We start from the raw sequence: 15556 nt of genomic DNA on the forward strand, positions 1-15556 counted from the left end.
CTACTATATCTAAGGCTAATAACAATGGCAAGATCTCATAAACTCGAAGATGTAAGAAATATCGGTATCGCCGCGCACATCGATGCGGGTAAGACGACGACGACCGAACGTATCCTCTTCTATACCGGTGTTGAGCACAAGATCGGTGAGGTACACGACGGTGCGGCGACGATGGACTGGATGGAGCAGGAGCAGGAGCGCGGTATTACGATTACTTCCGCAGCGACAACGTGTACCTGGGACGGCAAACAGATCAACATTATCGACACCCCGGGCCACGTCGACTTCACCATCGAAGTTGAGCGTTCCATGCGTGTTCTTGACGGTGCGGTTTCCGTATTCTGTGCCGTCGGTGGTGTTCAGCCGCAGTCTGAGACTGTCTGGCGCCAGCGTAACCGCTACGGTGTACCGTCTATCGTTTTCGTTAACAAGATGGACCGTATCGGTGCGGACTTCTACGAAGTCGAAAACCAGATCCGCGACCGCCTCAAGGGTAATCCGGTTCCGATCCAGCTGCCGATCGGTGCGGAAGACAACTTTGAAGGTATCGTCGACCTCGTCAAGATGAAAGAGATCGTCTGGGACCAGGACGCGGCAATGGGTTCTGCTTACCATGAGCAGGACATCCGTGCTGAACTCCAGGACAAAGCGGACGAGTACCGCGAGAAGATGATCGAAGAGATCTCTTCCGTCGACGGCAACGAAGAGCTGATGGAGAAATTCCTCGAAGGGGAAGAGATCTCCAATGACGAGATCATCGCGGCGATCAAGCGTGCGACGATCGCAATGCACATCGTTCCGATGACAGCGGGTACGGCGTTCAAGAACAAGGGTGTTCAGACCCTGCTTGACGCGGTTGTCGCTTACCTGCCGGCGCCGACGGAAGTTGCGGCGATCCGCGGTACGATGATGGACGACGAAGAGAAAGAGGTTGCCGTCGAGTCTACGGACAACGGACCGTTCGCGGCCCTGGCGTTCAAGATTATGACCGACCCGTTCGTCGGCCAGCTGACCTTCATCCGTGTTTACCGCGGTATTCTCGAGTCGGGCTCTTACGCGCACAACACGACGAAAGACAAGAAAGAGCGTGTCGGCCGTATCATGAAGATGCACGCCATCAAGCGCGAAGAGGTCAAAGAGATCTACGCAGGCGAGATCGGTGCGGTCGTCGGTCTGAAAGACACGACTACGGGTGACACCCTGGCGTCCGAGAAAGACAAGGTCGTTCTCGAGCGTATGGACTTCCCGGAGCCGGTTATCTCCGTTGCGGTTGAACCGAAAACGAAAGCCGACCAGGAAAAAATGGGTATTGCGCTGGGCAAACTGGCTGCGGAAGACCCTTCTTTCCGTGTTCACACCGACGAAGAGTCCGGCCAGACGATCATCTCCGGTATGGGTGAGCTTCACCTCGAGATCATTGTCGACCGTATGAAGCGCGAGTTCAAAGTCGAAGCCGAAGTCGGTGCGCCGCAGGTTGCCTACCGCGAATCGATCAAGAGCGAAGTCGAGCAGGAGTACAAGTACGCCAAGCAGTCAGGCGGTCGCGGTCAGTTCGGTCACGTCTACCTGCGCATCAAGCCGGGCGAAGCGGGTTCAGGTTACGTCTTCCACAACGAGATCAAAGGTGGTGTTATTCCGAAAGAATTCATCCCTGCGGTTCAGAAGGGTTGTGAAGAAGCGATGCAGAACGGTATCCTCGCGGGCTACCCGATCGAAGACGTCGAAGTCGCACTTTACGACGGTTCCTACCACGACGTCGACTCCTCCGAGATGGCGTTTAAACTCGCGGCTTCCATGGGCTTCAAAGAGGGTGCGCGCAAAGCGAACCCGGCGATCCTCGAGCCGATGATGAAAGTCGAAGTCGAAGTCCCCGAAGAGTACATGGGTGACGTTATCGGCGATATGAACCGCCGTCGCGGCCAGGTGAACAACATGGGCGACCGAGGTGGTAACAAGATCGTCGACGCTTTCGTACCGCTCTCCGAGATGTTCGGTTACTCTACGGACCTGCGTTCTTCCACGCAGGGACGTGCGACCTACTCTATGGAGTTCGACCACTACGAAGAAGTTCCGCGCAACGTCGCAGACGAAATCATCAAGAAGCGCAACGGCTAAGCCGTTGCCCCCGGAGCCTACGGGCTCTTTTTCAACCACTCCCGCTCCACTTTCAAATCACCAAACAGCAGAACATCCTTTAAGATAGCACTTTTAACGTAAAACGCTTCGTCCGTTTCGATTGCCATCTCCCCGTGGGCACTTCGGAAAATGTCCTGATCCAGCTGGACCCTGTAGCGGTACGGTAGGAGAGTACGTTCGATATGTACTTTTCCCCTGCCTGCCCCTGCGGCATTGAAGGTCAGGGAGTGCTCCGGTGCGAGCGTCGCAAGCTGCTGCCGTACATTGAAATAGAGGGTCAGGAGGTCATTGTCGGCGCGATAAGGTTCGAGTTGGAAAGAGCGGCGTTCGGCGGGTCTGGTCGTCGTGACATAGCGCATGGATGCGGCGTCGAACCGCCGCAGGGTGACGCGCATTTTTTCGTGCTGGGCCCGGAGGATGCCGCTGGGCCCGAAACGGTAGAGCTGTTCGCGGCGGTAGTCGTCCATCGTCCGCAGGACGCGGTAGCGTTCGGGAACGAGACGCCCCGCGGCGTCGATGTGCCCTTCGCTCTGAAAATATTCGCTGTGATGGTGCGCGAGCAGGGCGGCAACGCCCTGGAGCGTCGCGTTTGCTTCGATGCGGTAACGGCCCGCGTCCCTCTGCAGCTTCAGTGTGGCGCTCCCCACCTGCCCGATCACCCAGAATGAGATGGCGTAGCGCGCTTCGATCGTTGCGGCGTTCAGGCTGAATGCGGCAGCGGTGAGCAGGGAGAGGATACGCATCATACGCGCCTAGGAGGGGAGGTCGGTCCAGATGTCGGTCTCTTCGTCGGCGGGGCGTCCCTGCAGCTGCAGAAGAGGGGTATAGGCGCGTTTGTACATCAGGCTCTGGCACCCTTCGACATAGTAGCCCAGATAGATCCAGGGCAGGCCACGCTCCTTGGCCATTTTGATCTGCCGGAGCAGGGAGTATTTGCCGAGGGAGCGGCCGGCGTACTCTGGATCATAGTAGAAGTAGATCGAGGAGATGCCGCTGGGGAGGATATCGATGAGATCGACGCCGATGAGGCGTTCGCGGTCGAAATAGAGCACTTCGTAGCCGAAGTCGTTGTAGCCGTGCACAAAGGAGCTGTAGTAGTTGCGGGGGGTGACGGGCTGCTCGTCCCATCCGCGGTGGTGGTGCATATAGTGGTGATAGTCGGTGAAGAGCTCGAGATGTTTCCGGCTCATGCCGGGACGGCGGATCATGACGCTGAGGTCCTCGTTTTTTCGCAGGACCCGTTTTTCCGAACGGCTGAACCGGTAGGCAGCGACGTCTATTTTGATACTTTCGCAGGCGCGGCAATCGCTGCAGATGGGCCGGAAGAACATCTCGCCGAAACGGCGCCAACCCCGGCGAATGAGGTGATCGCAGTAGGTCGGGGAACAGTGGGCGATGATCTTGTAGTGGGTCGTCTGCCCCTGTTCGGGGAGGTAGGCGCACTTCTCTTCGAGGGCACACTCCTTGAGCAGCCGGTTCGCGCCCTGGGTTTTCATCGCTTCTGCTCGATCAGCTTCGTGGTGGTGTGTTCGAGGGTGTCGATGAGACGGTTCTCCTGTTCGGGGGAGAGTTTGCCGGAGGTGATAGAGTCGAGCATCTTCTCGGCCATCTTCATCTTCATCTCCTGCTCCTGGACCCGGAGCTTGTAGAGGAGCTCGTCCTCGTGGATCTTGAGGCGCTCCTTGCGGTTCTTGCCGGTGTAGTAGAAGAGGAACCAGAAGAGCAGGAGCAGCGCGGCGCCGATCAGCCAGACAAAATAGGTCGCCTCTTCATGCTCTTTCTCAATGGCGATCTTTTTGGTCTGGGCCTCCTCCATCGCCACCTCTTTGGTGATGCCGGCCTTGGCGACGTCGGTCTCGGAAATGAGCTTCTGGACTTCGATGTCGCGCGCTTTGTTGATCAGGGCGATCTCTTTGTCGGCGTCGGCTTTGATCTTGGCCGTTTCGACCTTCTCGGAGCGTTCGCGGAGTTGTTGCGGTGTCGCGTAGGGGCCTTGGGGATTCTGTCCCATCAGGTAGGGCTGCTGGCGGCTGTTACTTTCACCGCAGCCCAGGAGCAGCAGCAGCGGAAACAGAGCGAGGATCAGCCCGCGCATGCTAGCTCCTGCTCTGCGCGATCAGTACCCCTTCGAGCATCTTGTCGATGTCGCCGTCGAGGATGCCCGTGACGTTGGAGTAGGCCTCGTTCGAACGGGTGTCCTTGACCTGCTGGTAGGGCTGCATGACATAGGAGCGGATCTGGTGGCCCCAGCCGATCTCGCTCTTCTCGATCCCCGCCTCCTCCGCGCGTTTGAGTTCGAGTTCGTATTCGTAGAGGCGGGATTTGAGCATCTTCATCGCCGTCGCCTTGTTCTTGTGCTGGCTCCGGTCGTTCTGGCACTGCACGACGATATTCGTCGGGATATGGGTGATGCGAATGGCCGATTCGGTTTTGTTGACGTGCTGGCCGCCGGCGCCGGAGGCGCGGTAGGTGTCGATACGGATGTCTTTGTCCTCGATGACGATGTCGATGTCATCCTCGATTTCCGGGGAGACGAGCACCGAGGTAAAGGAGGTGTGGCGCTTGGCGTTGGAGTCGAAGGGGCTGATGCGCACGAGGCGGTGAATGCCGTTTTCGACCTTGAGATAGCCGTAGGCGTTCTCGCCCTTGATGATGATGGAAGCGTCTTTGATCCCCGCCTCTTCGCCGCTCTGGTAGTCGAGGGTCTCGACGCTGAAGCCGCGCCGCTCCGCCCAGCGGGTATACATCCGCAGCAAAATGGAGGCCCAGTCCTGGGACTCGGTACCGCCCGCACCCGGGTGGATGGAGACGATGGCGTTGTTGCCGTCGTTGGGACCGCTGAGCAGCACCTCTATCTCCATGGTGCGGACGTTCTCTTCCAGATCGGCAGCTTCGTCGAAGAGGGTCTGGACCGTCTCCTCGTCACCCTCCTCCTTGGCCATCTCGTAGAGGTCGGCGGCGTCGTCGAGGGCCCCGGCTGCGGTCGCGTATTTGGCGAGTTTGCGTTCCAGCTGGGTCTTCTCTTTCTGCACGACCGCTGCGTTGGCGGCGTCGTTCCAGAAGTCCTGGGAGTTTTCCAGCTCCGCGATCGCTTCCAGGCGGGTATTGATGGCATCGGGCTGGACGACGCCCGTAATGTTCTGCATCTTCGTTTTAAGGGTTTTCAGCAGTTCGCCGTATTCGTAATGGTCCAAAAATGTCTCTCCAAAAATAGATCAGATATAATGCCGATTATATTCAATAGAGGCTTAAAACATGGAGATTATCAAGAGCCCCGATGCCCTGAAAGCCGCGCTTAAAGCGACGCAGGGCAGTGTCGGCTTCGTGCCTACGATGGGAGCGCTTCACATCGGTCACAAGACGCTGATCCAGGCGGCCAGAGAGGCGAACGACATTGTCGTTGTCTCCATCTTCGTCAATCCGACGCAGTTCCTGGCCGGGGAGGATCTCGAGAGCTATCCGCGCCGCAAAGAGGCGGACGAAAAGATCTGCAGCCTGGCCGGGGTGGATTACCTCTTCTACCCCGATGTGTCTGACATGTACGGCGAGGACGAAGTGAGCCTCATCGCCCCGGATGTACGCGGCTACATTCTCGAAGGAACGTCGCGCCCGGGGCATTTTAGCGGGGTGCTGACGGTCGTCAACAAGCTGCTCAATATCGTCCGTCCCGACCGCGCCTATTTCGGCCGGAAAGATGCCCAGCAGCTGATGCTCATCCAGACGATGGTCAAGAACCTTTTTATGGACGTTGAGATCGTGCCGTGCCATACGGTACGCGACAGCGACGGGCTGGCACTGAGTTCGCGCAACGCCTACCTCTCCGCCGACGAGCGCGGCGAAGCGCTGAAGATCTCCCGCGCGCTCACCAAGGCGTCGCATCTGGTCGGGAAGGGGGTGTTGGAAAGCGACCGTCTCTATGCGGAGATGCTGGCCGTCCTGGAACCGCTGGAAGTCGAACACGTCGCCATCGTCAACCGGGCGTTTACGCCGCTTGACACGGTGGAAGTCGGCAATACGATCATTCTTGTCGAGGCGGTTGTCGGGACGACGCGGCTTTTGGATAACGTCTGGATATAGCTTTTGTTCCCCTTCTTTTTTGCTTATCCAAAAAAGAAGCCGAACCGGGAAGAAAAAAGGATAAAAGGCTACCGCTTTCGGGACATTCCACTCCCAGGCGATCCGGCTGACACGCTAATTACCGTTTCGGCCTTGATGGGAAAAATAATCCCGCTCTAGTCTTTGCTCAGTGCTTGGCGCTGATTGCTACTTCTTCCGCTGCCGTGTTTGCATCCGGCACGAGGTACCCCTCCCGCACCATCATATCGATCACTTTTTTGTTGACCGCGACGGCGGTCAGGGAAGCGAAGTGGTATTTCTTCGGCTTGATGACGGTGACGCCGATCGTGTAGCGGTGCCCCTGCGTGTCGTTGGCGAAGCCGAGGAAAGAGGTGTTGTACTGGTTGACGTAGTGGCCCCCTTCGGCGATGTGGGCCGTTCCCGTTTTGCCGCCGAGCTCGAGGCCGGGGGTGATCGTCCCCGTCCCGGTCCCCTCCCGGACGGTTTTGATCAGGATCTTTTTCATCCTCGCGGCCGTGGCGGGGGTGAGGACCTGGACCGGGTCGTCGGTTTCAAGGGCGATGGTCTCGCCCGTGGCGGGGTCGATGAGCTTGTTGGCGACGATCGGCGTGACCGCTTTCCCGCCGTTGTTGAAGACGTTGTAGGCCTTGATCAGCTGCATCAGGTCGACGCGCAGGCCGTAGCCGTAGGCGGTGGTGGCCTTGTAGATCTCGGCATTCAGTTGCCGGATGCTGGGGAGGACCCCGCGTTTTTCGTAGGGAAACTCCATCCCCGTCGGCCGGGTCAGACCGAAGTTCCGCAGCCCTTCGGCGAATTCGTCCCCTTCGAGCTTTTGGGCCAGCTGGGCTATGCCGATGTTCGAGGAGTGGACGATGACGTTCTCCGCGCTGATCCAGTTGAACTTGTGCTCATCGGTGATCACCTTGCGCCCCATCCTGAAGCGTCCGCCGTGGCCGTTGACGATGTCAAAGGGATTAACCTTCCCGTGTTCAAGCAGAATGGAGAAGACGAGGGGTTTGAGGACCGAACCCGGTTCGAAACTGTACTCAAGGGCTCCCGTATTGAGGGCACTGTAGTCGCTTTTTTTGATCTGCGTCGGCAGAAAGCGGTTGGAGCTGGCCAGGGAGAGCACTTCCCCGTCGTCGCTGCGCATGATCACGACCATGATCTCTTCGGCATCGAGGTAGGCTTTCATGGCGTCTGCGATGCGTTCGACCCTTATCTGCAGCGTGACGGGTATGGTGAGCTGAAGGTCATAGCCGTCCAGGGGCGGGGTAAAGAGGCTCTCTTTGGTCAGACGCTTGTAGTTGTTGGCGTCGCGGGGAGCATAGGTGTAACCGTTGCGGCGGGCCTGCAGCGAATCGTCGAACTGTTTCTCCAGCCCCTTGATCCCCCGGTTGCGGGTATAGCCGTCCTCTTCGAACTTGCGGGGGTAGCCGATGAGCGGGGTGAGGAGGTCGCCGTAGGGGTAGACGCGCGCTTCGCCGCTTTCGACGACGTTGAGTCCGTGCAGGATCGTATCCCCCGAGGGGGTTTCGTACTCGACGAAGATCCCCAGCCTGCGCAGTTCGAACGCGAGGCTTTTGAGGTACTGGGCCCGCTTGGGGGAGATGTCGTAGCTGAGCACGACATTGCCGCGACGTTTACCGAGTTTTTGGCGGATCTTTTTATCCGGGATGCCGCTGTAGATGGAGAAGAGCTGCACGAAGAGCTCTTTTTTGTCGGGGTCGATGTTACGGGTGTTGACGGTCGCTTTGTAGAGTTTGCGCGTCGTCGCAATATGGAAACCGTCGGCGCTGATGAGGCTGCCGCGCATCGCCTTGGTCGTGCCGGAGGTGTAGAGGCGCGGCGTGTGGCGCTCGCCCAGGGCCTTGCCCGCCATCACGAGGGCGAAGACGGCAAAGGCGAAGGTAATCAGCAAAAAGAGGATGACGATCTTTTTCTTTTTGTTCAGTTCAACGTTGGCCATCGTGCTGCTTCCGCCCTGCATGTTTCAGTAATCGGACTATAGCGTTTTGTGCTTGAAAGGGGGGTTAGTGTATAGTGTGCGCATGATAATACGCACCCTGACGCTGCTGCTGCTCTTTTTGCCGGGAATCCTCGCTGCCGAAACGTTGGCGGCAGGAAAGGTCTACACCGGACCGCAGAAGCTTAGTGCCCCGAATTTGGGGGCATCGCTGATGCTTCCCGCGCAGTGGCAGGCACAGCTTGTCGGCGAACGCGGTCCCCTGGTGCTGCAGTCGCCGGACGGTGCGGGGCGCATCCTGATGGAGGCCAACACGAGCGTCCTGGGCGACCCCCGGCAGATGCTCCCGCAGCAGATGCGGTATTACGGACTGGAGCTCCGCTCCCCGTCACAGATCGCGGCGCTGCGGCCGTCGCTGCTCTACCGCCTCTACCGGGTCCAGGGCGAAGAAGCCTTTACCCGGGCATTGATCCATGTCGTGTTGGGGCCGCAGGGGCGTGCGGTCGTATTGTACGGCTTTTTTACCCCTGAGGGGTACGAGGGGATGCGCCAGACGATGATCACGCTCGGCGACAGCATCGGCTTCACGCCCCTGCGGGCCCTGCCCGCACACGCGGAGGGGCTGTACCAGCGCGTTAACGGGGGCCATTTCGTCTTCTACCTGAACAGCGGCGCTTTTACCGAAAAAAGGGAAGTGTGGCTCTGCCGCAACGGCGACACGCTGCTGAGGGGGGTCCATACCGTGGCGAACGAAACGTCGCGTCAGCGGGTGCTGCGCCGGGGGGAGTGGCATCTTGAAGGAGACGATCTGCTGCTGAACTTCGGCGACGGGAGCAAGGAGCGCTACCGCGTGCGCCTGGAGAATAATACGCTCTATTTCGGCGGCGCCCAGACGTTCCGGCTCCCCAACCACACCTGCGATTAGCGGCGGGTGCTGCCGCACGGAGCGTACCGGGGGCGAAGCGTGCAGAGGTGCCCATAAGCCTTCGGCGGCTAAAATACATCCAAAAAAAGCCGGAGTGCGCATGCCCGATAGAACCCTGTTCGTCACCGCCTCGACGCTGATCGCGATCAGCATCGTGATGATCTACTCCCTCTCGGAGTACACGGTGGTTCTCTTTGACTACGCCCCGATGCACTTTGCCCTGCGCCAGATGGCGTTCGGGCTCTTCTCCATTTTGCTCATGTGGGGCATCGCCCAGCTTGACCCCGACGTCTGGCTCGGCCGGCTCGGCTTCCTGCTCTTTCTGGGGGCACTCGTGCTGATGATGGGGATGCCCTTTATGCCTTCGTCGCTGGTGACGGAAATCGGCGGGGCGAAACGGTGGATCCGTTTCGCCGGGGTCTCCCTGGCCCCCGTCGAGCTCTTCAAGATCGGGTTCGTCTATTTTCTCGCCTGGAGTTTTTCGCGCAAGATCCGCCACCACAGCGAACTCGGAATCAAGGGGGAGTTCCGGCAGTTTATCCCCTATGCTGCCTTCTTTATCCTGGTGATGGTCCTGATCGCGGTGATGCAGAAGGATCTGGGGCAGGTGATGGTCCTGGCGATGTCGCTGCTCTTCATGCTGATGCTCGCGGGCAGCAGTTTCCGCTTCTTCCTGGTGCTGATGGCCTTTGCCGTGGGCGCCTTTGTCGTCTTCATCTTTACGGCCCAGCACCGGGTCGCGCGCATCATCTCCTGGTGGTCGCTGGCACAGGACTCCATCCTCTCATTGATGCCCGAGTTTATCGCCGCGCATCTGCGGGTGCAGTCCCACGACGAGCCCTACCAGATCAGCCACTCCCTCAACGCGATCCATAACGGCGGGATCATCGGTACGGGCCTCGGGAACGGGACCTTCAAGCTGGGGTTTCTGAGCGAAGTGCATACGGACTTTATCCTGGCGGGGATCGCCGAAGAGTTCGGTTTTATAGGCATTGCCGTCGTGACGGGCCTCTTTCTCTGGATGCTCAAACGCATCTTTACGATCGCCAACCGCATCGGGAACGCCCGCTACTCGCTCTTCTGTGTCGGGATCGGGCTGCTGCTGGCTTTCGCGTTCCTGCTCAACGCCTTCGGCATCAGCGGCATTACCCCCATCAAGGGGATCTCGGTACCCTTCCTCAGCTACGGCGGCTCGGCGATGATGGCGTCGGCTGTCGGGGTGGGGATGGTCCTGATGATCTCGAAAAAGGCACAGTATTGAAATTCGTATTGACAGGCGGCGGGACCGGCGGACACCTGGCTATCGCCAAGGCCCTTCTGGACGCGATCACCGCGGCGGGGGACGAAGCGATCTTTATCGGTTCGACCACCGGGCAGGACCGGATGTGGTTCGGGGAGGGCTCCGCGTTTGAACAGACCCACTTTCTGGAGACGACGGGGGTCGTCAACCGCCGCGGGATCGCGAAACTGGCGGCACTGTGGCGGGTGGCCCGGTCGGCACTGGAGGCGCGACGGATCATGAAGCGCTACCGGCCCGACGCCGTCATCAGCGTCGGGGGCTTCTCGGCGGCGCCGGCCTCTTTCGCGGCCCTCTCCCTGAAGATTCCCTATTTTATCCATGAACAAAACGCCGTGACCGGGCGGCTCAACCGCCTGCTGCGGCGTTACGCCCGCTGTTTCTTCAGCTCCTACGACCCCGAGAGCCCCGTCAAGAGCTACCCCGTGAACCGCGCGCTCTTCGAGACGGCGCGGGTGCGCGAGCGCGTAGAAACGGTCATCTTCCTCGGCGGTTCGCAGGGGGCGAAGGCGATCAATGATTTTGCCCTTGCCGTCGCCCCGGCATTGGCACGGCGCGGGATCGCTATTATCCATCAGTGCGGCGAACGCGATTATGAACGGGTCCGGGAGGCGTACGCGGCCATGGGAATAGGGGCGGAACTGTACGGGTTTACGAAGGAACTCCCCTCCCTGCTCGCGCGCAGCGACCTCGCCGTCAGCCGGGCCGGGGCGAGCACGCTCTGGGAGCTGGCGGCGAACGGACTGCCGGCGCTCTACATTCCCTACCCCTACGCAGCGGGGGATCACCAGTACTACAACGCGATGCACCTGGCCGAGCAGGGGCTCTCCCGGGTCGTCCGGGAAGCGGAGCTCCGCCCCGAACTGCTTGAACAGATGCTTGACGATGGGGTCGAAGCGGCGAGCCGGGGACTGCGGGCGCTGGAAGGCGACGACGCGGCTGCAGCGATCATTTCTGCCGTCCGGGAGGCGTGCTGATGCTGGCGGAACTGACGCAGTGGCTCGTCGAGGCGGTCCTGGGACTGGGCTATGTCGGGATCTTCGCCCTGATGGCGGTGGAGAGCTCCTTTGTCCCCTTCCCCAGCGAAGTGGTGCTTGTGCCGGCGGGCTATCTGATCGCCCAGGGGGAGATGCATCCCGTGATTGTCATGCTCATGGCGCTGCTGGGATCGCTGAGCGGGGCGCTCATCAACTACTACCTGGCGCTCTCGCTCGGCCTTCCCCTGCTGCGCCGCTACGGGCGCTACGTCTTTATCTCCGAAAGGAGCCTGGAACGGCTCGATGCCTTTTTCCGGGCGCACGGCCCCATTTCAACCTTTTCGGGGCGCCTGCTGCCGGGAATAAGGCAACTGATCTCCATCCCCGCCGGCCTGGCACGGATGCCCCTGGCGCCCTTTGTGGCATATACGGCGCTCGGAGCGGGGCTGTGGAGCCTGATCCTGGTGCTGGTGGGCTACCTGATCGGCGAGAACGAGGCCCTGCTGAAGAGCTACCTGCGCGAGATAACCCTGGCGGTTTTCGTCGGGGTGGTCGTGCTGGTCGCCTTCTATATCTACCGCAGGAGAGGACCGCGCGAAACCTCCGATGAGGTTTGAGTGACTCTTTAGGAAAACTTATGTATCATGGGGCACCGAATGCGGTGCCAGGAGACCCCATGAAAGAGACGATCGAGTCGATCAACAGGCAGTTTGATGCCCTCATCGCCAAAATCGATCCGCTGTCGGCCGAGATGCTGCGCGATCGCGACTATGCCGTGCAGCTTGCCGATTGCGTCACCCGTTCGTATGTGATGCTCAACGACGGCATGAACAGCGAGCACGAGGTCTGCTGCGCCTGTGCCCTCGAACGGGACTATCTGCGCGAGGCGATGGAGCGCCTGGAGCTGATCGGGCAGACGGGGGAGGTTGACACGGAGACGGAACGTTTCTATTTCGAGTTCGTCGCGAGCCTCTGGACCATCCGCCGCCATATCGCCGCCGCGCTTTCCCGCCTTTAGAGCTACCCTTAATCCCCGCTTCGCTATAATCGCGCATATTTTACGCGGTGAAATGCCGCATTAAAGTGATGAGAGTATGGATGTACGCGAAGCCTATCTGAAATTTTTTGAATCCAAGGGCCACACCCCGGTAGCGAGTGCACCGCTGGTGCCCGACGACGCCACGCTGCTGTTCAACAACGCGGGGATGGTCCCGTTCAAGACGATCTTCACCGGCGAGGTGCCGGTGCCGGAGAACCCCCGTGCCACGTCGTGCCAGACCTGTGTCCGCGCCGGCGGTAAGCACAACGACCTGGAAAATGTCGGCCACACGGCCCGCCACCACACCTTCTTCGAGATGCTGGGCAACTTCAGCTTCGGCGACTACTTCAAAGAGGAGGCGATCGCCTACGCGTGGGAGTTCGTGACCGAGGTGCTTGCCCTGCCCAAAGAGAAGCTCTGGGTAACGGTCCACGAGAGCGACGACGAAGCCGAGGCGATCTGGCAGAAGCACATTGCCGCAGACCGTATCATGCGCCTTGGGGACAAAGACAACTTCTGGCAGATGGGCGATACCGGCCCTTGCGGTCCCTGTTCAGAGATCTTCATCGACCAGGGTGCGGAGCACTTCAACGGCCCCGAGGATTACATGGGCGGCGACGGCGACCGATTCTTAGAGATCTGGAACCTCGTCTTTATGCAGTACGAACGCAATGCGAAGGGCGAGCTCAATCCGCTGCCCAAGCCCTCCATCGATACGGGGATGGGGCTCGAGCGCGTCGTCGCCGTCAAGGAAGGGAAGCTCAGCAACTACGACTCCTCTCTTTTTATGCCGATCATCAACAAGGTCGTCGACCTGATCGGCAAGCCCTACGAATACGCTACCGGCGCGAGTTACCGCGTTATTGCCGACCATATCCGCACCGTCCTTTTCCTGCTCGCCCAGGGGACGAACTTCTCCAACGAGGGGCGCGGTTACGTCCTGCGCCGCATTCTTCGTCGCGCGGTACGCCACGGCTACCTGCTGGGCTTCACCAAGCCGTTCATGCACGAGATCGTCGATACGGTCGTTGAGCTGATGGGGCACCAATACCCCTACCTGTCGGAAAAAGCGCCCGTTGTCAAAGAGCAGATCATGCTTGAAGAGGAGCGCTTCTTCAAAACGATCGAGGATGGGATCGCCCTGTTCAGCGAAGAGCTCAAGAACACGAAGGATGTCTTCAGCGGTGAGACTGCTTTCAAACTCTACGATACCTTCGGCTTCCCCCTCGACCTCACCGAGGATATGCTACGCGAGAAGGGGCTCGGCCTCGATACGGCGACCTTCGAGCGCCTGATGACCGAGCAGCGCGAACGCGCCAAAGCGGCCTGGAAAGGCAGCGGCGACGCCCACGTCGAAGGGGACTTCAAAACGCTGTTGGAGCAGTTCGGGGAGAACAGCTTTGTCGGCTACGGCCGCATGACCGGCGAGTCGAAGATCCTGGCCCTGCTCAGCGAGGGCTTCGGCCGGGAAGAGAGCCTCCACGCCCGCCACGAAGGGTGGGTGCTGCTGGATGAGACACCCTTTTACGCCGAAAGCGGCGGACAGACGGGTGATACCGGTCTGCTCGACGGGGTCGCCGAGGTCCTCGATACGAAGAAGTTCTTCGGCCTCAACCTCTCCAAGATCCGCGCGACGGCAACGCTCAATGTCGGCGACACCGTCACGGCGGTCGTCGATGAAGCGCGCCAGGAGATCGAGCGCCACCACTCGGCGACGCACCTGCTGCACGCGGCACTGTACGAAGAGCTGGGCGAGCATATCTCCCAGGCGGGTTCCCTTGTTGAAGCCGACCGTCTCCGTTTCGACTTCTCCCATCCCAAGGCGATGACGGCGGCAGAGATCGCCGCCGTCGAAGAGCGCGTGAACCTCGTGGTGCAGCGCGGCCTCTCCAACATGACGGAGGAGATGGATATCGAAGCCGCCAAGCAGAGCGGGGCGAAGGCCCAGTTCGGCGAGAAGTACGGCGACCGTGTCCGCGTCGTCCGCTTCGGTGACGCCTCCATCGAATTCTGCGGCGGAACCCATGTCGGCAGCACGAGCGAGATCGGGATGTTTGTCATTACGAAAGAGAGCGGTGTCAGCGCTGGCGTCCGCCGGATCGAAGCGGTCTGTTCCAAGGCGGCCTACGACTACTTCAAGCAGCAGCGCCACCTGATCGGCGAAGCGGAAGCCGCGGTCAAGAACCGCGACGTGCTTGCCGGGGTCGAACGCCTCAAAGAGCAGATCAATACGCTGAAAATGGAGCTCCAAGACGCCCAGAACGCCGCAAAGGAGTCTCTGGACGCCGAAACGATCAACGGCGTCAGCGTCTTCGTCGAAGAGATCAAGAGCGGCGACGTCAAGGGGCGCATCGATGAACTCAAGAACATGAATGAGCGCGTCGCGGCGATGCTCTTCCAGGTCAAAGGCGACAAAGTGATGATCGCCGCCGGCGTCAAGAACGCCGATGCCAAAGCCGGGGACTGGATCAAAGCCATCGCGCCGATGCTCGGCGGCGGCGGGGGCGGGCGTCCGGACTTCGCCCAGGCCGGCGGTAAAGACGCTTCCAAACTGCCCGAAGCGCTTGAGGCGTCCAAAGCCTATATTACGGAGGCGCTGTCATGAAAGAGGCCATGGTTACCTTTTTCTGGGAGTACAGTACCCTGATCGTTTTCCTGCATGTGCTCAGCGCCGTCGTCTGGGTCGGCGGGATGATCGCCATGCGTTTTGCCGCGCACAACGCCTTCCTGGAGCTGGAACCCCCGGTGCGCCTGGCGCGCACCGCCCATGCGCTCAAGCGCCTTTTTGCGATCGTCAGCCCCTTTGTCGTCATTCTGATCATTACGGCGGTGTTGATGGCGGTCGGCTGGGGCTTCCGCGCCGCGTCGGTGGACGCGAACGGCAACGTCATCGACGAAGCGGCGTTCGCGACCTATCAGCTCGTGCATGTCAAAGAAGCGATCTGGCTCATCATGGCCCTCAACCTCGGGGCCATGATCCTGCGCCGCAACAAGGCGCAGAAAAAGATCGACGCTGGCGATTTTGCCGCGGCCAAGGGGCTGCTGGGGCTGATCGGGAAGTACATGGTCCCGCTCAACATCATCCTCGGCGTTATCGCCATCTACCTGGGAGTCACGCTGCGCTACTCGCACGCGTAAG

General features: G+C 60.1%; 14 protein-coding genes. 9 read left to right on the forward strand and 5 right to left on the reverse strand.

Translation table 11 applies throughout. From position 1 onward, the window contains the following. The first annotated feature begins 24 nt into the window (after positions 1-24). On the forward strand, positions 25-2115 hold the full coding sequence (gene fusA, locus WCY31_RS02015) for an elongation factor G (protein WP_345970582.1): 2091 nt from the start codon (positions 25-27) through the stop codon (positions 2113-2115). Between the two features lie 17 nt (positions 2116-2132). On the opposite strand, the gene WCY31_RS02020 is transcribed toward fusA, so the two are convergent. From WCY31_RS02020 to prfB, 4 genes are read right to left on the reverse strand one after another with little or no spacing between them, the layout of a single operon-like run. After that, the gene (locus WCY31_RS02020; RefSeq protein ID WP_345972937.1) at positions 2133-2882 is read right to left on the reverse strand and encodes a DUF3108 domain-containing protein; all 750 of its coding nucleotides are present in this window, start codon (positions 2880-2882) and stop codon (positions 2133-2135) included. 6 nt (positions 2883-2888) lie between these two features. Next, complete coding sequence (locus tag WCY31_RS02025; protein WP_345970586.1) at positions 2889-3632, reverse strand: arginyltransferase; 744 nt, start codon at positions 3630-3632, stop codon at positions 2889-2891. Beyond that, on the reverse strand, positions 3629-4231 hold the full coding sequence (locus WCY31_RS02030; RefSeq protein WP_345970588.1) for a hypothetical protein: 603 nt from the start codon (positions 4229-4231) through the stop codon (positions 3629-3631). The genes WCY31_RS02025 and WCY31_RS02030 overlap by 4 nt, the downstream gene beginning before the upstream one ends. A gap of 1 nt (position 4232) precedes the next feature. Further along, on the reverse strand, positions 4233-5330 hold the full coding sequence (gene prfB / locus WCY31_RS02035; RefSeq protein ID WP_345972938.1) for a peptide chain release factor 2: 1098 nt from the start codon (positions 5328-5330) through the stop codon (positions 4233-4235). 61 nt (positions 5331-5391) lie between these two features. Here prfB and panC point away from each other — a divergent pair, with 61 nt between their 5' ends. Continuing rightward, complete coding sequence (gene panC, locus WCY31_RS02040) at positions 5392-6213, forward strand: pantoate--beta-alanine ligase (protein WP_345972939.1); 822 nt, start codon at positions 5392-5394, stop codon at positions 6211-6213. Positions 6214-6379: 166 nt separating this feature from the next. Here panC and WCY31_RS02045 read toward each other — a convergent pair whose 3' ends face one another. After that, positions 6380-8203 (reverse strand): penicillin-binding protein 2, encoded by a 1824-nt coding sequence (locus WCY31_RS02045; protein WP_345972940.1) that lies wholly within the window; start codon positions 8201-8203, stop codon positions 6380-6382. A 61-nt stretch (positions 8204-8264) separates the two neighbouring features. On the opposite strand from WCY31_RS02045, the gene WCY31_RS02050 reads away from it, so the two are divergent. The 7 genes from WCY31_RS02050 to WCY31_RS02080 all read left to right on the forward strand — a co-directional run bounded on the left by WCY31_RS02050 (position 8265) and on the right by WCY31_RS02080 (position 15555). Then, the gene (locus WCY31_RS02050) at positions 8265-9104 is read left to right on the forward strand and encodes a hypothetical protein (RefSeq protein WP_345972941.1); all 840 of its coding nucleotides are present in this window, start codon (positions 8265-8267) and stop codon (positions 9102-9104) included. A gap of 100 nt (positions 9105-9204) precedes the next feature. Continuing rightward, on the forward strand, positions 9205-10365 hold the full coding sequence (locus WCY31_RS02055) for an FtsW/RodA/SpoVE family cell cycle protein (protein ID WP_345970600.1): 1161 nt from the start codon (positions 9205-9207) through the stop codon (positions 10363-10365). Beyond that, the gene (gene murG / locus WCY31_RS02060; RefSeq protein WP_345972942.1) at positions 10362-11378 is read left to right on the forward strand and encodes an undecaprenyldiphospho-muramoylpentapeptide beta-N-acetylglucosaminyltransferase; all 1017 of its coding nucleotides are present in this window, start codon (positions 10362-10364) and stop codon (positions 11376-11378) included. The genes WCY31_RS02055 and murG overlap by 4 nt, the downstream gene beginning before the upstream one ends. Next, entirely contained in the window at positions 11378-11995 is a 618-nt protein-coding gene (locus WCY31_RS02065) for a DedA family protein (RefSeq protein WP_345972943.1), read from the forward strand. Before murG ends, WCY31_RS02065 begins: the two co-directional genes overlap by 1 nt. Positions 11996-12054: 59 nt before the next feature. Continuing rightward, complete coding sequence (locus WCY31_RS02070; protein ID WP_231020147.1) at positions 12055-12396, forward strand: hypothetical protein; 342 nt, start codon at positions 12055-12057, stop codon at positions 12394-12396. 76 nt (positions 12397-12472) lie between these two features. After that, complete coding sequence (gene alaS, locus WCY31_RS02075) at positions 12473-15022, forward strand: alanine--tRNA ligase (protein ID WP_345972944.1); 2550 nt, start codon at positions 12473-12475, stop codon at positions 15020-15022. Then, the gene (locus WCY31_RS02080; protein ID WP_345972945.1) at positions 15019-15555 is read left to right on the forward strand and encodes a hypothetical protein; all 537 of its coding nucleotides are present in this window, start codon (positions 15019-15021) and stop codon (positions 15553-15555) included. Before alaS ends, WCY31_RS02080 begins: the two co-directional genes overlap by 4 nt. Position 15556: the final 1 nt, after the last annotated feature.

The sequence above is a fragment of the Sulfurimonas sp. HSL3-1 genome (genome assembly GCF_039645995.1).
In the GTDB taxonomy this organism is placed as follows: Bacteria; Campylobacterota; Campylobacteria; order Campylobacterales; family Sulfurimonadaceae; genus Thiomicrolovo; species Thiomicrolovo diazotrophicus.

Bases quoted from the DNA above. Each gene is read 5' to 3' on its own strand.
- WCY31_RS02055 (WP_345970600.1), top strand. From the start codon at position 9,205: ATGCCCGATAGAACCCTGTTCGTCACCGCCTCGACGCTGATCGCGATC.
- fusA (WP_345970582.1), top strand. From the start codon at position 25: ATGGCAAGATCTCATAAACTCGAAGATGTAAGAAATATCGGTATCGCC.
- alaS (WP_345972944.1), top strand. From the start codon at position 12,473: ATGGATGTACGCGAAGCCTATCTGAAATTTTTTGAATCCAAGGGCCAC.
- panC (WP_345972939.1), top strand. From the start codon at position 5,392: ATGGAGATTATCAAGAGCCCCGATGCCCTGAAAGCCGCGCTTAAAGCG.
- WCY31_RS02045 (WP_345972940.1), bottom strand. From the start codon at position 8,203: ATGCAGGGCGGAAGCAGCACGATGGCCAACGTTGAACTGAACAAAAAG.
- WCY31_RS02030 (WP_345970588.1), bottom strand. From the start codon at position 4,231: ATGCGCGGGCTGATCCTCGCTCTGTTTCCGCTGCTGCTGCTCCTGGGC.
- WCY31_RS02050 (WP_345972941.1), top strand. From the start codon at position 8,265: ATGATAATACGCACCCTGACGCTGCTGCTGCTCTTTTTGCCGGGAATC.
- WCY31_RS02070 (WP_231020147.1), top strand. From the start codon at position 12,055: ATGAAAGAGACGATCGAGTCGATCAACAGGCAGTTTGATGCCCTCATC.
- WCY31_RS02025 (WP_345970586.1), bottom strand. From the start codon at position 3,632: ATGAAAACCCAGGGCGCGAACCGGCTGCTCAAGGAGTGTGCCCTCGAA.
- WCY31_RS02020 (WP_345972937.1), bottom strand. From the start codon at position 2,882: ATGATGCGTATCCTCTCCCTGCTCACCGCTGCCGCATTCAGCCTGAAC.
- WCY31_RS02065 (WP_345972943.1), top strand. From the start codon at position 11,378: ATGCTGGCGGAACTGACGCAGTGGCTCGTCGAGGCGGTCCTGGGACTG.
- WCY31_RS02080 (WP_345972945.1), top strand. From the start codon at position 15,019: ATGAAAGAGGCCATGGTTACCTTTTTCTGGGAGTACAGTACCCTGATC.